Annotated in this window: 19 protein-coding genes; 11 read left to right on the top strand and 8 right to left on the bottom strand. The window is 69.0% G+C overall.

Going from position 1 to position 18,828, the window contains the following annotated elements:
* Positions 1-51 precede the first annotated feature (51 nt).
* On the bottom strand, positions 52-804 hold the full coding sequence (locus tag AMYHA_RS22105; protein WP_034274196.1) for a hypothetical protein: 753 nt from the start codon (positions 802-804) through the stop codon (positions 52-54).
* Between the two features lie 42 nt (positions 805-846).
* On the bottom strand, positions 847-1,044 hold the full coding sequence (locus AMYHA_RS22100) for a hypothetical protein (protein WP_157362305.1): 198 nt from the start codon (positions 1,042-1,044) through the stop codon (positions 847-849).
* Between the two features lie 185 nt (positions 1,045-1,229).
* On the opposite strand from AMYHA_RS22100, the gene AMYHA_RS22095 reads away from it, so the two are divergent.
* Positions 1,230-2,003, top strand: coding sequence for an enoyl-CoA hydratase-related protein (locus AMYHA_RS22095; RefSeq protein WP_034274188.1), 774 nt, complete (start codon positions 1,230-1,232; stop codon positions 2,001-2,003).
* Between the two features lie 76 nt (positions 2,004-2,079).
* On the opposite strand, the gene AMYHA_RS22090 is transcribed toward AMYHA_RS22095, so the two are convergent.
* The gene (locus tag AMYHA_RS22090; protein WP_034274185.1) at positions 2,080-2,613 is read right to left on the bottom strand and encodes an NUDIX domain-containing protein; all 534 of its coding nucleotides are present in this window, start codon (positions 2,611-2,613) and stop codon (positions 2,080-2,082) included.
* 29 nt (positions 2,614-2,642) lie between these two features.
* Between AMYHA_RS22090 and nucS the strand changes: the two genes are divergently transcribed.
* The 3 genes from nucS (at position 2,643) to AMYHA_RS22075 (ending at position 6,500) form a co-directional block, all read left to right on the top strand.
* Entirely contained in the window at positions 2,643-3,329 is a 687-nt protein-coding gene (gene nucS, locus AMYHA_RS22085; RefSeq protein ID WP_034274182.1) for an endonuclease NucS, read from the top strand.
* Positions 3,330-3,921: 592 nt separating this feature from the next.
* Positions 3,922-5,697, top strand: coding sequence for a 3-hydroxyacyl-CoA dehydrogenase family protein (locus tag AMYHA_RS22080; RefSeq protein WP_034274180.1), 1,776 nt, complete (start codon positions 3,922-3,924; stop codon positions 5,695-5,697).
* Positions 5,698-5,879: 182 nt separating this feature from the next.
* On the top strand, positions 5,880-6,500 hold the full coding sequence (locus AMYHA_RS22075) for a hypothetical protein (protein ID WP_034274177.1): 621 nt from the start codon (positions 5,880-5,882) through the stop codon (positions 6,498-6,500).
* Between the two features lie 3 nt (positions 6,501-6,503).
* Here the strand turns inward: AMYHA_RS22075 and AMYHA_RS22070 are convergent, their stop codons facing one another.
* Entirely contained in the window at positions 6,504-6,725 is a 222-nt protein-coding gene (locus AMYHA_RS22070; protein ID WP_034274174.1) for an FmdB family zinc ribbon protein, read from the bottom strand.
* Between the two features lie 130 nt (positions 6,726-6,855).
* Here AMYHA_RS22070 and AMYHA_RS22065 point away from each other — a divergent pair, with 130 nt between their 5' ends.
* The 6 genes from AMYHA_RS22065 to AMYHA_RS22040 all read left to right on the top strand — a co-directional run bounded on the left by AMYHA_RS22065 (position 6,856) and on the right by AMYHA_RS22040 (position 13,278).
* A complete protein-coding gene (locus AMYHA_RS22065; protein ID WP_034274171.1) occupies positions 6,856-7,983 on the top strand; it encodes an alkaline phosphatase family protein in 1,128 nt (375 codons plus the stop codon).
* 45 nt (positions 7,984-8,028) lie between these two features.
* Positions 8,029-8,322, top strand: coding sequence for a hypothetical protein (locus AMYHA_RS22060; RefSeq protein ID WP_034274168.1), 294 nt, complete (start codon positions 8,029-8,031; stop codon positions 8,320-8,322).
* A gap of 23 nt (positions 8,323-8,345) precedes the next feature.
* Positions 8,346-9,089 (top strand): alpha/beta fold hydrolase, encoded by a 744-nt coding sequence (locus tag AMYHA_RS22055; protein WP_034274165.1) that lies wholly within the window; start codon positions 8,346-8,348, stop codon positions 9,087-9,089.
* Between the two features lie 345 nt (positions 9,090-9,434).
* On the top strand, positions 9,435-11,213 hold the full coding sequence (gene ctaD, locus AMYHA_RS22050; RefSeq protein WP_034274163.1) for an aa3-type cytochrome oxidase subunit I: 1,779 nt from the start codon (positions 9,435-9,437) through the stop codon (positions 11,211-11,213).
* A gap of 17 nt (positions 11,214-11,230) precedes the next feature.
* Positions 11,231-12,460 carry a phosphoserine phosphatase SerB gene (gene serB, locus AMYHA_RS22045; protein WP_034278360.1) on the top strand — a complete coding sequence of 410 codons (1,230 nt, stop codon included), beginning with the start codon at positions 11,231-11,233 and terminating at the stop codon, positions 12,458-12,460.
* 26 nt (positions 12,461-12,486) lie between these two features.
* Positions 12,487-13,278: a peptidyl-tRNA hydrolase gene (locus AMYHA_RS22040; protein ID WP_051400488.1), complete on the top strand. Its 792-nt coding sequence runs from the start codon at positions 12,487-12,489 to the stop codon at positions 13,276-13,278.
* Positions 13,279-13,542: 264 nt separating this feature from the next.
* Here the strand turns inward: AMYHA_RS22040 and AMYHA_RS22035 are convergent, their stop codons facing one another.
* Positions 13,543-13,884, bottom strand: a complete 342-nt coding sequence (locus AMYHA_RS22035; protein ID WP_034274161.1) for a hypothetical protein — start codon at positions 13,882-13,884, stop codon at positions 13,543-13,545.
* 65 nt (positions 13,885-13,949) lie between these two features.
* Positions 13,950-16,115: an ATP-dependent DNA helicase gene (locus AMYHA_RS22030; RefSeq protein ID WP_034274159.1), complete on the bottom strand. Its 2,166-nt coding sequence runs from the start codon at positions 16,113-16,115 to the stop codon at positions 13,950-13,952.
* A 138-nt stretch (positions 16,116-16,253) separates the two neighbouring features.
* Here AMYHA_RS22030 and AMYHA_RS22025 point away from each other — a divergent pair, with 138 nt between their 5' ends.
* Positions 16,254-16,964: a choice-of-anchor P family protein gene (locus AMYHA_RS22025; protein WP_034274155.1), complete on the top strand. Its 711-nt coding sequence runs from the start codon at positions 16,254-16,256 to the stop codon at positions 16,962-16,964.
* On the opposite strand, the gene AMYHA_RS22020 is transcribed toward AMYHA_RS22025, so the two are convergent.
* Positions 16,938-17,510, bottom strand: a complete 573-nt coding sequence (locus AMYHA_RS22020) for a nicotinamidase (protein WP_034274152.1) — start codon at positions 17,508-17,510, stop codon at positions 16,938-16,940. The genes AMYHA_RS22025 and AMYHA_RS22020 overlap by 27 nt on opposite strands.
* 12 nt (positions 17,511-17,522) lie before the next feature.
* Complete coding sequence (locus AMYHA_RS22015) at positions 17,523-18,821, bottom strand: nicotinate phosphoribosyltransferase (protein ID WP_034274149.1); 1,299 nt, start codon at positions 18,819-18,821, stop codon at positions 17,523-17,525.
* Between the last annotated feature and the right edge of the window lie 7 nt (positions 18,822-18,828).

The following is an 18,828-nucleotide window of genomic DNA, read 5'->3' as shown; positions in this document are numbered from 1 at the left end:
GGCTACAAACCAAACCCCGCCGGAGGCACCCCACCGAGTCGCGTCCGAGGACTAGCTGACCGCGACACGGAACCGCGCGAACTGCTCCTCGGTCAACGCGATCCAGGTCGCCGCGCCGACCGCCAGCAGTTCGCCGTCCGCGGACCAAATCGCCGACGCGGAACGTTCCTTCCTGCCGTCATCGGAGATCGGCCAACCTGCCGTGACCGTCGGCTCACCCGGTTCGGGCAGCCGCTCGATGCGGGTGGCGAGGCTACCGAGCACGTGCGGGTGTGGGTCGCGGGAGTAGTAGGTGGCCCACCCGCTCGGGCAGTCCAGCGCGGCCCACAAGATCAGCGGGTCGAGACCGCCGTCCTCGCGTGGCAACGACGGGTCGGGCGTCCACGGCCAGGCGATCATCGGCTCCTGCCGGTCCACCTTGCCGGGAAACAGCCGCAGTCCGTCACCTTCGACGCGATCGGGACCGCAGGTGAAACAGGTGGGGAAGTAGTGCATCGCCCGGTAGGCGGCGTGGTCGAAGCCCTCGGCAGCGTTCTTCGCCTCAGCCGGGGTCACCGGCGTCGGCAGGTCGATGTCAACCGTCGCGGGGCTGGCCTGCGCGACGAGGGTGTCGCCGTCGTAGAGGGCCGCGGAGTCCTCGCTGAGTTCGACGCGCATCGGCCGTTCGACCGGGGGTGGTACGCGCAGACTGGTCTGTGCGGTGCCGTGCGTGCGAGCACGGGCGGTGATGCCACACGCGTACCCACCATTGGCTGAGCGGGGCGGTCCGATAAACCGGCCCGCGATCGTCACCGTGTCGTTCATGCCCCCATCATGTCGCCTGGTCCGGTGACGGTGGCATCCGCGTCAGTCGCGCTGGTTGGCGTCGCTGTGCTTGCGGTCGGCGTCGAGATAGCGCTGGCCAACGCGGATGTCCTGCAATGCCGCGTTGAAGACGCTGATCGCGCGCAGGTCTTCGCTCCGATGGCGCTCGATCACGTGCGTCAGCAGCTCGGCTGCTTGAGCCAGCTCTTCGCGATCTTGCTCACTGACCATCTCCGTCATCCATCTCCGCCGCTACCGGCGGTTGCCGTTGTTCTGATGTCGCACGACGGAACCGGTTCTCGTCGTGATCGTAAACCCGGGGACTGACAGTTTGGTGGATGTCAGTTCCGACACGGCGTTGCGTCCGGGCCGGATTGGGTTTCTATTACTCGATTCGGAGCCGCGGCGGCGTTAGTTTGGTATGCATGGCCGATTACCAGCACATCGTCGTCAAGCGCGAGGGCGACACGGTGACCATCACGATGAACCGTGCCGCCCGCAGGAATTCGCTGTCCTGGGACCATCTCGCGGAACTGCTTGATGCGTTCAGCGAAGCGGGTGAGACCGACGCGACCGGGATCGTGCTTGCGGGCGAGGGGCCGGTGTTCTCCGCGGGCCACGACTTCGGTGATGTCGCCGAACGCGACTTCGACGGCGTGCGTGAGCTGCTTGAGCTGTGCACCGAGCTGATGCGCACCATCCAGTCGGTGCCGCAGGTGGTGATCGCGCGGGTGCACGGGCTGGCGACGGCGGCAGGCTGTCAGCTGGTCGCGTCGTGCGACCTGGCGGTAGCCACGGAGTCGGCCGGGTTCGCCCTGCCCGGTGGCAAGGGCGGCTGGTTCTGTCACACGCCCGCCGTGCCGGTAGCCCGATCGGTCGGCCGCAAGCGGCTGATGGAGATGGCGCTCACCGGCGACCCGATCGACGCGCGCACCGCGGAGCAGTGGGGACTGGTCAACCGGGTGGTGCCGGACGCCGACCTGGACAGCACCATCGCTGACCTGCTCGAACGGGCGACGCAGGGGAGCAGGGCGAGCAAGGCGCTCGGCAAGCGCACGCTCTACGCGCAGCTGGATCGGCCCGAGGAGGAGGCCTACGACGTCGCGCTCGACGTGATGGCGCGGGCCTCACAGTCAGCCGCGGCGCGGGAGGGCATGGCGGCGTTCCTGAACAAGCGCAAGCCCGACTGGCCGGAGTGAGCCAGGCGCCGGTGGGCCATCAGCAGCCGCTGCGCGGGCTGGTGCCGCCGGTTGCGTCCTGACGGGTGGGATCGCGCTACGCCCTTCGCTCGTGCATGAGCAACTGCGCGTAGGCGGCGATCGACTGCGCGTCGGTGATCTCGCCTTCGCTGACCAGCTTTTCGAAATCCGATCGGGTGAACCACGCCGTGCGCATGTCTTGCTCTTCCAGTTCGCGCGCGTGCTCACCTTCGCTCAACCTGGTCGCCAGGAACACCCGGCCGCGCTGGCTGGTCAGCCCTGGCGCGACGTCGAGCAGGCCGATCTCGACCATGCTGTCCGCGCTCAGACCAGTCTCCTCCCGCAGCTCGCGCACCGCGAGTTCGTCGGCCGCCATGTGTGCCCGGTCGGGTGCCGTGCCCTGCGGAAACTCCCAGCGGCGCAGCCCGAGCGGGTAGCGGTACTGCTCGACGAGGTGTATCCGATTGCCGTCCAGTGGGATGACCAGCGCGTAGTCCGGCTTGTCGATCACCCCGTAGATGCCATCGGAACCATCGGCGCGGCGGACGTCGTCCTCCCGCACACTCATCCAGTTGTTGGCGTACACCTCGCGCGAACCCAGCGTCTCCATGCCCCGCATTGTCGCCTAGGCTGCGTCGCGTGCGTTTGGTGATCGCCCGGTGCGAGGTGGACTACGCGGGCAGGCTGACTGCTCACCTGCCGATGGCCACCCGGTTGCTGCTGGTCAAGTCCGACGGATCGGTGTCGGTGCACTCCGACGACCGCGCGTACAAGCCGCTCAACTGGATGAGTCCGCCGTGCTGGCTCACCGAGGAGAGCCGTGACGGCGATGGTGCCGATGGGGCTGCGCTGTGGACGGTGCAGAACAAAGCAGGCGAGAAGCTGGTCATCACCATCGAGGAGATGCTGCACGACCACGGACAGGAACTCGGCGCTGAGCCTGGGCTGGTCAAGGACGGCGTCGAGGCGCACCTGCAGAAATTGCTCGCCGAGCACATCACCACACTCGGCGACGGCTACAGCCTGATTCGCCGCGAGTACCCGACCGCGATCGGCCCGGTGGACATCCTGTGTCGTGATGAAGGCGGCGCGACCGTTGCCGTCGAGATCAAGCGCAGGGGTGAGATCGACGGCGTCGAGCAGTTGTCGCGATACCTCGACCTGCTCAACCGCGACCCGCTGCTGGCGCCGGTGGCGGGGGTCTTCGCCGCGCAGCAGATCAAGCCGCAGGCCCGCACGCTCGCCGAGGATCGCGGTATCCGGTGCGTGACGCTGGACTACGACGCGCTGCGCGGCATCGAGCCGGACGAGTTTCGGTTGTTCTGACGCTCGCTGGGGTTTCCACCGCCCCGCCCCTGCGTGCTTCGCCGGGCATATTGCGCCGAGAATCGGACATGCAGCTATCAATCGGGCGCCATTCGCACAATTGTCCCGGCGAAGCACGAGGCGTGCCCCGGCCGCACGGGCTTCCTCAACGCCGACGTCGCCCAGGTGGAGGTTGTCCCTGGCGCGCACCGCTGCGTAACGTCATGCGCATCCGACAATACGGAGGGTGTCATGAGTGGATGCGGATGTGGCTGCGGCAAGTGCTCCGGTCCTGGCTGCGGCTGCTGCTCGAACTGCGGTTGATTCAACCCGCGCGAGACTGATCGCGCGGTAACTCCCGAACCACCGCTGAGCGCCCGGTGGGTGTCGCGCGGCGTCGGCACGCCGGACGGCGAGCCGACGCCGAAGCGGGCGTGCGGGAGACTGTCACACTCGCCTAATCCGTGCTGTCGTGCCTTCCTGCTCACTGAGCAGAGTCCTCAGGCGCGGAAAATCCCCCGGTCGCCGCGCTGCTATCGGACGTGATCCATGGCACTATCGGCAGATTACCCAGTAGTAGCCGAGGGCGGCGACTGAAGCACGGGAGGCCCGCATGCCGCGTGAGTTCGCATCTGTTGGAGTGGTCGGCCTTGGCACCATGGGTGCCGGCATCGCGGAGGTGTTCGCCCGCAGCGGCATCCCCGTTGTCGGGGTCGAGCTGAACGACGACTGCATCGCGCGGTCGCGCGGCCACATCGAGCACTCCACGGAGCGAGCGCTGGCCAAGGACAAGCTGGACGACGCGGCGCGCGAGGCCCTGCTCGACCGAATCACGTACACGACGTCGTTGGAAGCGCTGGCCGACGTCGACCTCGTGGTCGAGGCGATCCCGGAACACCTCGATGCCAAGACGGATCTCTTCGAGCAGTTGTCCAAGATCACCAAGCCGGACGTGATCCTGGCATCCAACACGTCGTCGCTGTCGATCACCGAGATCGGGGTGCACACGCCACGGCCGAGCAAGGTCGTCGGCCTGCACTTCTTCAACCCCGCGCCGGTGATGGCGCTGGTCGAGGTGGTGCGGACGGTCGTCACCGAGCAGGACGTCGTGGACGACGTCGTCGCGCTGGCGGAGCGGATCGGCAAGTCGCCGGTGGTCACGGGGGACCGGGCGGGGTTCATCGCGAACGCGCTGCTGTTCGGCTATCTCAACCACGCGGTCACCATGTACGAGCAGAAATACGCGACGCGGGAGGACCTGGACGCCGCGATGCGTTTCGGCTGCGGCTACCCGATGGGGCCGCTGGCACTGATCGACCTGATCGGGCTGGATACCGCCTACGAGATCCTCGACTCGATGTATCACCAGTCGCGCGACCGGCGACACGCGCCGGCTCCGATCCTCAAGCAGATGATCACGGCGGGGCTGCTCGGCAGGAAAACCGGCAGGGGCTTCTACACCTACGATGCGCCGGACTCACCGACCGTCGTCGCCGACGCCCTCACGCCGGACACGTCGTCGGCGGCGGCGAATGCCCGCCCGGTCCGCACTGTCGGTGTGGTGGGCACCGGCACCATGGCGACCGGGATCGTCGAGGTGCTCGCCAAGGCGGGCTACGACGTCGTGCTGCGCGCCCGCAGCGAGGACAAGGCGAACGGCGTGATCGCCAAGGTGCGCAAGTCGCTGGACAAGGCGGTTGGTAAGGGCCGGATGTCCGCCGAGGACGCCGAGGCCACGATCGGGCGGATCACCCCGGCTGTCGACTTCACCGCGCTGGCGGACGCGGACCTGGTGGTGGAGGCCGTCGCCGAGGACATCGACGTCAAGCGTGAGGTGTTCACCGCACTGGACGCCGCCGTGAAACCCGGTGCGGTGCTCGCGACCACGACGTCGTCACTGCCAGTGGTGGAGTGTGCGGCGGCAACCAACCGCCCGGCCGACGTCATCGGGATGCACTTCTTCAACCCGGCGCAAGTGATGAAGCTGGTCGAAGTGGTCAGCACGATCAACACCGCGCCCGACGTCGAAGCCACCGTCATCGACGTCGCCGCGAAGGTGCGCAAGGTGCCGGTGCGCTGCGGCGACCGGGCAGGGTTCATCGTCAACGCGCTGCTGTTCCCGTACCTCAACGACGCGGTGAAGATGCTCGAGGCGCACTACGCGAAGGCCGCCGACATCGACACCGCGATGAAGGTCGGCTGCTCGCTGCCGATGGGGCCGTTCGAGTTGCTGGACGTCGTCGGCCTCGACGTCTCGCTCGCGATCCAGCGCACGTTGTTCAACGAGTTCCGCGAGGCGGGGTTCTCGCCAGCGCCGCTGCTGGAGCACCTGGTCAAGGCCGGTCGGCTGGGCCGCAAGACCGGGCAGGGCTTCTGGGACTACAGCTGAGTCAGCATCGCGGGGTGCTTCGGCGCTGAGCGCCCGGTGGCGGGTTGGCTTCCATGGGCGCCGCGCCCGCCATCGCGCGTGCGGGTGAGCTGGCATTGCGACGGTGGTCGGGGCGGCGCACGCTGAGAGGGGACCGGCGGCGCCGCCGGGGCGCTGCCCCGATCGGAAGGGGGTGGAGAGGCGTGTACGCGCGTTCCACCACAGTGCAAGCACACCTGGATTCGATCGACAACGGCATCGCTTTCATCCGCGATGACGTCATGCCCGCACTCATGGACATGCCTGGCTGTAGTGGTTTGTCGATGCTGGTGAACCGGGAGTCGGGCAGGTGTATCGCCACCAGCGCATGGGACTCGATGGAGAGCATGCGTGCCAGCGAGGACATGGCGCGGCCGATGCGCGAGCGGGCCGCGGAGATCATGGGCAACCGGGCGCAGGTAGACGAGTGGGAGATCGCTGTGCTGCATCGCGACCACCCCTCGAACCAGGGCGCGTGCGTGCGGGCGACGTGGGTGCGGTTCGATACCGATGCGCTCGACCGCGCCATCGACGTCTACCGGATGGCGATGCTGCCAGCGATGCAGGAGCTGGAGGGTTTCTGCAGCGCGAGTCTGATGATCGACAGGGAGTCCAACATCGCGGTGTCCTCTGTGACCTACGACGACAGCGCCGCCATGGAACGCACCCGCGACGAGGCTGACTCGCTACGGCTGTCCGGGGCGCGCGAGGCTGGCGTCGAGGTACTGGACGTCTGCGAGTTCGAACTAGTGCTGGCGCACTTGCACGTGCCCGAGATGGTCTGAGGCTCAGCCGCAGCAGCCGCCTCCGCAGCACCCGCCGCCAGCCGGTGCTGCGGGCGCGGCGCTTGGGCTCGGCGCCGAGCGGCCGGTCAGTGCGACCGTCGTCAGCAGCTTGACGGTGTCGTCGTGGCCCTCGGGGCAGGCAGCTGGCGCGCTGGCCTCGGCCATCGGCCGGTTCACCTCGAAGGTGGTGGTGCACTCGCGGCACCGGTATGCGTACGTCGGCATGCTTCCGATTATCGCGCATGTCGGGCTTAGGTCGAGCGCCGTCTGTCACCGTTCGAGCCGCAACGGGAGTGGGACGCCCTCCGGCGTGACAACACCACGACGTCACTCGTGATCAGGCACCCTGAACGGCATGGACCGACCAGCACCCCCTGACGTTCCGCACCTTGCCGAGGTCACGCCGTCCCTGCTCGCCGCACTGGGCACGCCCGGTTTCGAGAACACCCTCGGCGTTGCCGAGGTCAGCTCGGCAGCGGTGCTGCTGATCGACGGCCTCGGCGCGGAACTCCTGGACACCTACGCGTCCGACGCGCCGACGCTGGCCCGGCTGCGGAGCGGCACGCTGCACGTCGGGTATCCGTCGACGACGTCAGCCGGGCTCGCCGCGATCGGCACCGGCATGTGCTCCGGGCAGCACGGCATGGTCGGGTACTCGTTCGACCTGCCGGACGTCGGCGTGATGAACGCGCTGCGCTGGCGCGTGCATCCGTGGGGCGAGGACCTGCGTGGCACGGTCGACCCCGCGGTGCTGCAGCCGATGCCGACCGCGTTCGAACGCGCGGCGATGGCCGGGGTCGACGTCAATGTGGTGTCGAGCGCCGAGTTCACCCACTCCGGTATGACGCAGGCCGTGCTCAGGGGTGGGCGCTACGTCGGTGTGCACGCGCTGGGTGACCTCAGCGCGCAGATGCTCACCGCGGTGGATCAGGGCGGATTCTGCTACGGCTACCACGCGATGCTGGACTTCGTCGGGCATCTGTATGGGCCGGGGTCGCGCGCGTGGCGGATGCAGTTGCGCCACGTCGACCTGTTGGTGGCGACGCTCGTCGATGAGCTGCCGCCGGATGCGGTGCTCGCCGTCGTCGCCGATCACGGCATGGTCGAGATCGATGAATCCGTTGTGGACGCCGACAGCAGCGAACCGCTGCGAGGCGGCGTGCGGGCACTCGGCGGCGAGCCACGCGCGAGGCATGTGTACACAGTGGACGGCGCGGACTCCGATGTGCTTGCCGCGTGGCGGGAGACGCTCGGCGAGCGGGCCTGGGTGATCAGTGGCGAGGAGGCCATCGACACCGGCTGGTTCGGCTCCGGTGTCACCGAGGCGATACGGGAGCGGATCGGGGACGTCGTGGTCGCATCGCGCGGGCGGTCGGCGGTGCTGCGCCGCACTGTCGAGCCAATCGAGTCCTCGCTGCGGGGCCATCACGGCTCACTGACCTCGGCCGAACAGCTCGTGCCGCTCGTGCTGGCCTACGGATGACCTGCCTTGCCACCGGCACCGGTCGCGCCCGGTTACCGTGACCACATGCCTCGACGTAACCGTCCCAAGCGCGACAAGGTGGGTCCGCCGCCCGGGGCGTCGCTCGGGTGGGGCAGTCACGAGTCGGCCGTGGACGGTGACTGGATCGTGCGCAGCGTGCCCGGCGCCAGCACCACCAAGATGTACCGCTGCCCTGGGTGTGACCACGAGATCCGGCCGGGCACCCCGCACGTCGTGACCTGGCCCGCCGACGACACCGGCGGCGTCGCCGACCGCAGGCACTGGCACCGCTCCTGCTGGAACGCCCGGCACCGGCGCGGCCCGTCCCGTCGGTTCTGACCCGGTTCGACACAATGACTCCCATGGCTGATCTTCCGTTGGTGCTGCTCCATGCCTTCCCGGTCGACGCGCGGATGTGGGACGGCGTCCGTGAGCCGCTCGCCGCGCGGACCAGGCTGATCACCCCGGACCAGCGCGGCCTCGGCAGGTCCCCGCTGCCGGACAGTGACCGGGTGCCGACGCTGGATGACGCCGCTCGCGACGTCATCGCGCTGCTGGACAAGCTGGAGCTGGACAAGGTCGTGCTCGGTGGCTGCTCCATGGGCGGCTACGTGACCATGGCGGTGCTGCGCGCGGTGCCGGAGCGCGTTGGCGGCATCGTGCTGATCGACACCAAGGCCAGCTCCGACGCCGAGGAGGCGAGCGATAACCGCCTGGTGATGGCCGAGCGGGTCGAGCGCGATGGCGTGGGCTGGCTGCCGGACGCGATGCTGGACGCCCTGCTCGGGGAGACCACCCGCGCCGAGCGGCCCGAGGTGGTGGCCCAGGTACGAGAGCTGATCAAGAGCCAGTCACCCGACGGCGTCGCCTGGGCACAGCGGGCGATGGCCATGCGGCCGGACTCCACCGAAACACTGCGGCGCGCGGACGTCCCCGCGCTGGTCGTCGTCGGTGAGGAGGACACCCTCACCCGTGTTGACGAGGCACACGCCATGGTGGACGCGCTGCCGAAGGCCACGCTGGACATCATCCCGGCGGCGGGCCACCTCGCCCCGGTCGAGCAGCCCGCCGCCGTCGCGGAGGCCATACTCGGCTGGCTGCGGTAGGCACCAGGAAACGGCGTGGCAGCGGCACCGGTGGCGTTCGACGGTGGTGTTCGACACAGCACGCGACTCCGGCACTAGCGGCACACTGGACACCCGTCCGGTAGCCCGTGCGCGGCAGCCAGCCGCCGTCGCGGCGTGACGCCAGGCGCGACCGGTCCCACCAGGGCATACACCTGTGTCCCGCGGCGATCTCACGGCAGGGGCGCCAGTGCCCCCGCGAGGGGTCACAGTGTGATCACGCCAACCGGCGCGCGTCACCGGAAGGCACGCGGGCTACGATCCTCCTAGCCGCGAGTGCCCCTCGCGCCGCCCACCACTGTTCGAAAGACACTGCAGGAGGCAGGAGTGACGGCCGTAGCCCCCCAGCCGATCGCGACGCGACCGCATCCCGCGCCCGATAAGGCCAAGGGTTCCTACCTGCTGAGCCTGTTCCGTACGACCGATCCCAAGCAGCTCGGGATCATGTACCTGGTGACGTCGTTCGCCTTCTTCATGGTCGGCGGCGCGATGGCGATGCTGATCCGCACCGAGCTGGCGCAGCCGCAGATGCAGTTCTTGTCTGCTGAGCAGTACAACCAGCTGTTCACCATGCACGGCACGGTCATGCTGCTGCTGTACGCAACGCCGAGCCTGTTTGGCTTCGCGAACTACATCCTGCCGCTGCAGATCGGCGCGCCCGACGTGGCGTTCCCCCGGCTCAACGCCTTCTCCTACTGGCTGTTCCTGTTCGGCAGCCTGATCGTGCTCGCCGGCTTTCTGACTCCCGGTGGCGCGGCTGACTTCGGCTGGTTCGCCTACACCCCGCTGTCGGACGGTATCCACTCGCCCGGCGTCGGCGCCGACCTGTGGATCGTGGGCCTCGCGGTCGGTGGTCTCGGCACCATCCTCGGTGCGGTCAACATGATCACGACCGTGGTCTGCATGCGCGCGCCAGGCATGACGATGTGGCGGATGCCCATCTTCACCTGGAACATCCTGATCACCAGCATCCTGATCCTGCTGGCTTTCCCGATCTTGACCGCGGCGCTGATGGGCCTGCTCGCCGACCGCCACTTCGGCGCGCACGTGTTCGACCCGGACAACGGCGGCGTCATCCTGTGGCAGCACCTGTTCTGGTTCTTCGGCCACCCCGAGGTCTACATCGTCGCGCTGCCGTTCTTCGGCATCGTTTCGGAGATCTTCCCGGTGTTCAGCCGCAAGCCGGTGTTCGGCTACAAGGGCCTCGTGCTCGCGACGTTGTCCATCGCGGCGTTGTCGGTCGCGGTGTGGGCGCACCACATGTACGCCACCGGCGCGGTGCTGCTGCCCTTCTTCTCCTTCATGACCTTCCTGATCGCGGTGCCGACCGGTGTGAAGTTCTTCAACTGGATCGGCACGATGTGGAAGGGCAAGATCACCTTCGAATCGCCGATGCTGTTCTCGGTCGGCTTCCTGGTGACGTTCCTGTTCGGCGGGCTGACCGGCATCTTGCTGGCCGCGCCGTCGGTCGACTTCCACGTTTCGGACAGCTACTTCGTCGTCGCGCACTTCCACTACGTGCTCTACGGCACGATCGTGTTCGCGACGTTCGCCGGGATCTACTTCTGGTTCCCGAAGATGACCGGCCGGATGATGGACGAGCCGCTGGCCAAGTGGCACTTCTGGCTGACCTTCGTCGGCTTCCACGGCACCTTCCTGGTGCAGCACTGGCTCGGTAACGAAGGTATGCCCCGGCGTTACGCCGACTACCTGCCGTCGGACGGGTTCACCACGCTGAACACCATCTCCACGATCAGCGCCTACATCCTTGGCGCGTCGACGCTGCCGTTCCTGTGGAACGTCTTCAAGAGCTACCGGTTCGGCACCAAGGTCGACATCGACGACCCGTGGGGCTACGGCAGCTCGCTGGAGTGGGCCACCAGCTGCCCGCCGCCAAGGCACAACTTCACCGAGCTGCCCCGGATCCGCTCCGAGCGGCCCGCGTTCGAGCTGCACTATCCGCACCTGGTCGAGCAGTCGCGCCGCGACGCGCACATCTCGCTCACCGGCAAGCCGATCCCGCACGAGTCGGCCCACGAGTCGCCCTACGAGAAGGCGGCCGAGGTCGCCGCGGGACCGGACGAGGCCAACCCGGAACACAAGTGAGTGTGGTGCCCGAAGCCGTGACCGCGACACCAGTCCTGATCACCACGACCGGGCCGGACAAACCGGGTGTCTCCTCGGTGCTGTTCGCGGCGCTGACCAGGCACGGCGTCGAAGTTCTCGATGTCGAGCAGGTGGTCATCAGAGGGCGGCTCGTGCTCGGTGTGCTCGTCGCCGTCGAGGAGGACCCGGAGGCGCTGCAGGAAGCCGTTGAGCAGGCGATGGCCACGGTGTCCATGCACGTCGACATCCGCGTCGGCGATGAGATCGGCGAGGATCCGTTCGCGCAGGGGCGTCGCAACTCGACGCACGTCGCCGTGCTGCTCGGCAGGCCGGTCACCGCCCGCGCGTTCACGGCGGTATCCAGCAGGCTGGCCCAGCTTGGCGCGAACATCGACACCATCCGCAGCGTCGCCGACTACCCGGTCACCGGCCTCGAACTGCACATCTCCGCCGGTGAGAATCGGCAGGGCGCCGACAACGAGCTGCGCGCCGCGCTGGCCGACGTCTCCACCGAGGCGGGCGTGGACATCGCGGTCGAGACCGAGGGGCTGCTTCGCAGGGCCAAGCGGCTGATCGTGTTCGACGTCGACTCGACGTTGATCACCGGCGAGGTCATCGAGATGCTCGCCGCGCACGCCGGGGTCGAGGACGAGGTCGCGAAGGTCACCGAGGCGGCCATGCGGGGTGAGCTGAACTTCACCGAGTCGTTGCGGCACCGGGTGGCGCTGCTGGAAGGGTTACCGGAGTCGGTGCTCGACGACGTGGCCGACGAGATGACGCTGACGCCGGGCGCGCGGACCACGATGCGTACCCTCAAGCGGCTCGGGTTCCGTTGTGGCGCGGTGTCCGGCGGGTTCACCAGGATCATTCGCAAGCTCGCGGACGACCTCGGACTGGACTTCGTCGCGGCCAACGAGCTGGAGATCGTCGACGGACGCCTCACCGGCCGCGTGGTCGGTGACGTCGTCGACCGGCCAGGCAAGGCGGTCGCACTGCGGAAGTTCGCGGACTCGTACGGCATCTCGCTTGAGCAGTGCGTCGCGGTCGGGGACGGTGCGAACGACATTGACATGCTCTCCGCCGCGGGGATGGGCGTTGCGTTCAACGCCAAGCCCGCGCTGCGGGAGATCGCGGACACCACGCTGAGTCATCCGTACCTGGACGCGGTGCTGTTCATGCTCGGCGTGACCCGTGCGGAGGTCGAGGCCGCCGACGCCGCCGACGGGCTGGAACTCCTGCGGCCGTGACCGACGTCGATGGCGTGGGTGCCGACGTGCCTGGCGGTGTCAGTGCGCATGGCGGTGCCGACGCCGACGTTCTCGCGCCGCTGGCGGCGCGGTACGCCGCCTGGCACGGGCTGCCCGCACACGCTGTCGCCGACGTCCGCGACGAGGATCCCGACGATGTCCGCGCGATGCCGGTGGTGCTCCGTCTTGAGCGTGATCCGGTTCCGTCCCGGACGCCGCTGCTCGAGACCGCGGCCGCTGCCGCTGTCGCCGTGTGTCTTGATCCGCGCGCCGAGCCGGGTGGTGAGTGGCACGATGCCGTGGCGGCGTGGGTATCCGGGCGGATTCGGAAGGTGGCGCGACGTGCGCGCGGCGCGCACTGGCGCGCGGTGCAGGACCTTCCCGGCGTGACCGTGGCGGTCGGGGGAGCTGAGGTCCGCGCGTTGCTGCCGTGTCGCGTGAGCGAGCTACCGAAGACGGTCAGCCGGTTGCAGATCTCCGGGAGCGACCTGCCCGCCGATGAGCCCGGTCCGCCGCCTCACGGACTTCCCGTGTTGTGGCTGAACCCCGACGTGGCGATGACGGTCGGCAAGGCCGCCGCCCAGGTCGGTCACGCCACGATGCTGCTCGCCGCGGTGCTCGACACTGAGCAGCGTGCGGCGTGGGTGCGGGATGGGTTCCGGTGTGCGGTGCGGACGCCCCCGGCTGAACGCTGGACGTCGATGCTGCCGGATGACCCCGCGGCAGCCTGGCGAGACCGGGGCATGATCTCCGTCCGGGACGCGGGCTTCACCGAAGTCGACCCCGGCACCATCACGGTGCTGGCCGAGGCACCCTGACCCACTACGCGAGTCCCCCGCTCCGGTGCGGTGAGTTCCGACTTACTTGCCGCGAGTCGCACCGCAATGGGCCCGAGTTTCACCCTGTCGGTCGCGAATCACGCCTTATCTGGCCCGAGTTGCACCTTGTTGGCTTCGAAATGCACCGCACTATCCCCAGCACTGTCTCCGCACGGCGCCCGGGAACGCCAGACACGGCGTCGGGAGTGCCAGACACAGCGTCCTGAGCGTCGGACACGGCGTCGGGAGTGCCGGACACGGCGCTTAGACGGAGGCGGCGGTCCAGACGACGTAGGCTTCGTCGGCGTCCGTCGTCATGGCCTCGATGAAGCGTTCGTTGTCGAAGCCGGGCAGCGTCTGGAGGCGTTCGATCAGCGCGTCGGCGGCTGGGTCGCCGCTGGGCACGGCGGTACCGGTGCCGTCACTGCCTGCCAGCATCAGGAAGACGTCCTCCGACCAAGGGCCCTCAGGGATCACCCTGATGACGACCGACTTGAGCTCCTCCCAGGTCACCGACTCGACACTGCCGTCGGCGAGCGTCCGGCGGACGCCGGTGTCGTCGACGGTGACGGCGCGAGATTGTGCGTACCGCGAATCCTGGGACAACGGGTCTCCTTTGCGTGTGATGCGTCATCACCGTAACTCCACTCACACGCGATCGAGCCCAGGGGTCAGCTATGTCCGTTCGCCGCCGTGTCCAGCCTGCGCAACGCGGCCCGGACCACCTCGGCGTCGTGCGTCGGCCAGAACGGCGGTAGCGATGCGCGCAGAAAACCGCCGTAGCGCGCCTTCGCCAGCCGCGAGTCGAGCACCGCGACGACGCCCTTGTCGTCCATGGTCCGGTGCAGCCTGCCGACGCCCTGGGCGAGCAGCAGGGCGGCGTGGGTCGCGGCGACCGTCATGAAGCCGTTGCCGCCCCTGGCCTCGATCGCGCGCTGCCGCGCGGACTGCACCGGGTCGTCCGGACGCGGAAACGGGATTCGATCCACGACGACCAGCTGCAACGACGGCCCGGGCACGTCGACGCCTTGCCACAGCGACAACGTGCCGAACAAGCAGGTCCGCTCGTCTTCGGCGAAGCGGCGCACCAGCAGCCCTGTCGAGTCGTCGCCCTGGCACAGGATCGGGTGCTCGACCCGCTCCCGCAGCGCCTCGGTCGCCTGCTTGGCGGCGCGCATCGATGAGAACAACCCCAGCGTGCGACCACCCGCTGCCGTGATCAGTTCGGCCAGCTCGGTGAGCAGCGATTCGGTCAGCCCATCTCGGCCAGGTGGGGGCAGGTGCCGCGCGAGGTACAGGATCCCGTTGCGCGTGTGATCGAACGGCGAGCCGACGTCGAGCCCGGTCCACGTCGGCCCGCTGTCGTCCGACGGCGGGGCTTTCTCCGTGGCGGTGCCGTTGCGAGCGGCACCGTCGGTGGGGGAGGAAGCCGCGGCGCTCTCGGTTGTCGCCGCCGAGCCGTCACCTGCCACTGCGGAGCCGTCACCGCTGGCCGCCGAGCCGTCACCTGCTGCCGCTGAGGGTGGGAGGCCCCACTGGCGCGCCAGCGTGTCGAACGAACCGCCGAGCGCCAGCGTCGCGGACGTCAGCACCGTTGTGCGGCTTTCGAACAACGTCTCCCGCAGCAGTCCGGACACCGACAGTGGCGCGACGTGCAGTGACGGCGGGCGCGAACTCTCTGGGTTCGACGTCAGCCATACGACGTCCCTGCGCTGTGCCAGCTCCGGCTCGAACGCCGTCAGCAGCCGCACCGCGGTGTCGTGGACCTCGTCGAGCAGCGCGCGGGCGAGTTTTCGGCTGGTGGCGTCGTCGGCGTCCTCCTTGCGCTCCGGGCCGAGCCCAGTGATGCAGCCGTGGGCCGCGTCGCGCACCGCAGTCAGTGCCCCGCCGAGCGAACCGGGCAGAGCGTCCAGCCGCCCGGCTGGCGCGTCGTCGAGCACCAGCGCGAGCCCATCGGAGGCCTCCATGAGCCGGTCGGCGACCTCGGCGTCGATGAGCTTGCCGCAGCGCCTGGCCGCCGTGGCCACCATCGAGCTGGTCAGCTCGGCCGTAGCTGCCGACGTCACCCTGTCGACCAGGTCGTGCGCCTCGTCGATGACGACAAGGTCGTGCTCGGGCATGATGTGGCGTCCTTGCATCGCGTCGATCGCGAGCAACGCGTGGTTGGTGACGACCACGTCCGCCTTGCCCGCTTCGGCGCGGGCGTGCTCGGCGAAGCAGTCGGACGCCACCGGGCAGCGGGCGGCGCCGAGGCATTCCTTCGCCGTCACCGACACCTGCCGCCACGCCAGTTCGGTCACGCCGGGCACCAGGTCATCGCGGTCGCCGGTGACGGTCTCGCCCGCCCACTCGTGCAGCCGCGCGACCTCCTTGCCGAGCCGGGACACCGCGAACTGGTCGAACAGCGCGTCGTCCGGGTCGTCTGGCGCGCCGGTGTCGAGCCGGTGCAGGCACAGGTAGTTGCGCCTGCCCTTGAGGATGGCGAACCGTGGCTCCCGCCCGAGTTCGGACTTCAACGCCTTCGCCAGCCGGGGCAGGTCGCGGTCAACCAGCTGGCGCTGCAGCGCGATGGTCGCCGTCGAGACCACGACGGTCGCGTCACGGTCGACGGCGTGCCGGATCGCGGGCACCAGGTACGCCAGCGATTTCCCGGTGCCGGTGCCCGCCTGCACCGCAAGGTGTTCCCCGGTGCGGATCGCGGTGTCCACGGCGTCTGCCATCCGCACCTGGCCTTCGCGCTCGGTGCCGCCCACGGCTTCGACGGCGGTGTGGAGCAACTCGCGCACGGATGGCAGGCGGGTCCGTGCGGATTCGGGCGCGGGGGAGAGGGCAGCCATGGCACAAGACGGTACCGCCGCGCCGCCCGCTTCGGGACGGCACACGAGTGGGTGGCGTGGCCGACGAGGCATCAGACCGGGAATTGACCCTGCCGATGTTCCACTCGCGAGCTCGCACACGGCAGAAGGGAGCCCGTCATGGCACGTCGCGTGCGGCGGGCCGTCACGGTCGCCATCGCGGGCGGCCTCACGGCGGCACTCGCCACAGCAACACCCGTCGCGGCAAGCGCGGCGGCGGCCGAACCCCCGGCGCAACCCAGAGCCATCGGCAGCGGGTTCCTCGGCGCGGTCGCCGTCACCGTGGATGGCGAGCCGCTGCCGGTGGGGCCGATTGGTGCCTGCGATGTCGCGGGGGAGCAGCACAACGAGACCGGCCTGTTCCCGGTCGACGACGTGGCGGACTTCTGGGGCGGCACGTCCGACTGCACCCGCGACGAGCAGGGCAACGCACACGTCGACGTCGACGGCCGGTACTTCTCGACAAGCATCCTGCGCCGGTGGGGCGGACCGAGGATCAGGGTGTCGTCGTTCGCCGCCCGCTGCGACACCACCACCAAGGGCAGCAACACCGTGATGGAGCTAGGCGGGGTGTACGGCTTGGACCTGCCGGAGAACGTCTCGTCGAACCACACCGTCACGATTCCCGGGCCCGCCGAGGACGACCCTCCGCTGGCCAAAGTGGTCATCAATGAGCTGATCGCGCCGCAGCCGCCGGACGGCAGCCTGCGGGTGAACGCCATCCGGATCGAGCTGTTCCCCGAGGGCGGCCCGGCGAGCGGCGAGATCCTGGTTGGTTCGGCGGCCTGCGACCCGTACGGCGGCTCAGCCGACTCTGGGGCTGCCGACTAGCTCGACGCCCGCCAACCGGAGCTGTTCCAGCGCTTCGTTCACGGTGTCCTGCGACACGCCAGCGGTGAGGTCGAGCAGCGTGCGCACCCGGAAGCCCTCCTTCGCGGCGTCCAGCGACGTCGCGCGCACGCAGTGGTCGGTCGCGATGCCGACGACGTCCACCTGGTCGACGTCGCGGGACCGCAGCCAGGCCGCGAGCGGGTTGCCTTCCGGAGACTCGCCCTCGAAGCCGGAGTAGCCGTCGCTGTATTGGCCCTTGGAGAACACGTCGCGGATCGGTCCGACGTCGAGCGCCGGGTGGAACGACGCGCCGGGTGTGCCGGCGCGGCAGTGCGGCGGCCAGGACCGCACGAAGTCCGGGTTGTCGCTGAAGTGCGCGCCGGGGTCGATGTGGTAGTCGCGGGTGGCGACGATGTGGTCGTAGGCGGCGTCATCGGCGAGGAACGTCGAGATGTCGCCCGCGAGCATCGCTCCGCCGGGGACGGCGAGCGAGCCGCCCTCGCAGAAGTCGTTCTGTACGTCGACGATGATCAGTGCGTTCGCCATGCCTACCTCCTGCTACCGGAACACGGTGGGGATCGCCGGATCGCCGTGGGAGAGTTTCAGCCCCGCCCACGGCAGGCTCACCAGCGCGTGCCGGAGGCGTTGCCTGCTGTCTTCCAGGGTAGGCGGATTATCGACGACCTCACCACCTCTCACCAGCGGAATCGGCAGCTCGCGGTCGTGCTCGCCCAGCTCAGGGGGTGACGCCGCCTGGTAGACGACTTCCTCGATCGCCGTTCCGGTCGGTTTGTGCCTGCGCAGCGCGGACTTCCTGCCGCCGCGCGATTCCTTGCTCTCGCTGCGCTTGGCCACCGGTTTGCCGTCGACCTCGACCAGCTTGTAAACCATGTTCGCGGTCGGTGCGCCCGATCCGGTGACGACGGCGGTGCCGACCCCGTAGGCGTCAACCGGTTCCGCGCGCAGCGCCGCGATGGCGTGTTCGTCGAGGTCGCCGGAGACGACGATGCGGGTGTCGCGGGCGCCGAGCCGGTCGAGTTGCTGGCGGGCTTGGCGTGCCAGCACGCCGACGTCGCCGGAGTCGATGCGGACCGCGCCCAGTTCGGTACCAGCGACGCGTACCGCGGTGTCGATGCCCGCTGTGATGTCGTAGGTGTCGACAAGCAAGGTGGTGTCGGTGCCCAGTTTCTCGATCTGCGCCGCGAATGCCGCTTCCTCGGTGTCGTGCAGGAGCATGAAGGCGTGCGCGACGGTGCCGCGTGTTGAGATGCCGTAGCGGCGGCCAGCCTCCAGATTGGACGTCGTGGCGAACCCGCCGATGTAGGCGGCGCGGGCGGCGGCGACGGCGGCGTACTCGTGGGTGCGGCGGCCGCCCATCTCGATGATCGGCCGGGTACCCGCCGCCGATGCCATCCGTGCCGCCGCTGAGGCGATCGCGCAGTCGTGGTTGAGGATCGAGAGCGCGAGCGTCTCCATCACGACGGCCTCCGCGAAGCTGGCTCGCACGGTCAGCACCGGCGAGCCGGGAAAGTACAGTTCGCCCTCCGGGTAGCCGTCGATGTCGCCGGAGAACGTGTAGCTCGCCAGCCAGTCGAGGGTGTCGTCACCCACCACATTGGTCGCGGCGAGCTGGTCGATCTCTGCGTCGGTGAAGCGGAAGTCCACCAGTGCCTCAAGCAGCCGCGCCGCGCCCGCGACGACGCCGTATCTGCGGCCGTCGGGCAGCCTGCGCGCGAAGACCTCGAACACGCAGTCCCGCTCGGCGCTGCCGTCCGCGAGCGCGCTGGCGAGCATGGTCAGCTCATAGTGGTCGGTCAGCAGTGCTGTGCTCGGTGATTGCTGCTGTGGCGCTGTCATGGCCTCA

Origin of the sequence: Haloechinothrix halophila YIM 93223, from assembly GCF_000504245.1 — a bacterium.
Taxonomy (GTDB): domain Bacteria; phylum Actinomycetota; class Actinomycetes; order Mycobacteriales; family Pseudonocardiaceae; genus Haloechinothrix_A; species Haloechinothrix_A halophila.
This window is presented reverse-complemented; position numbering and strand designations above follow the sequence as displayed.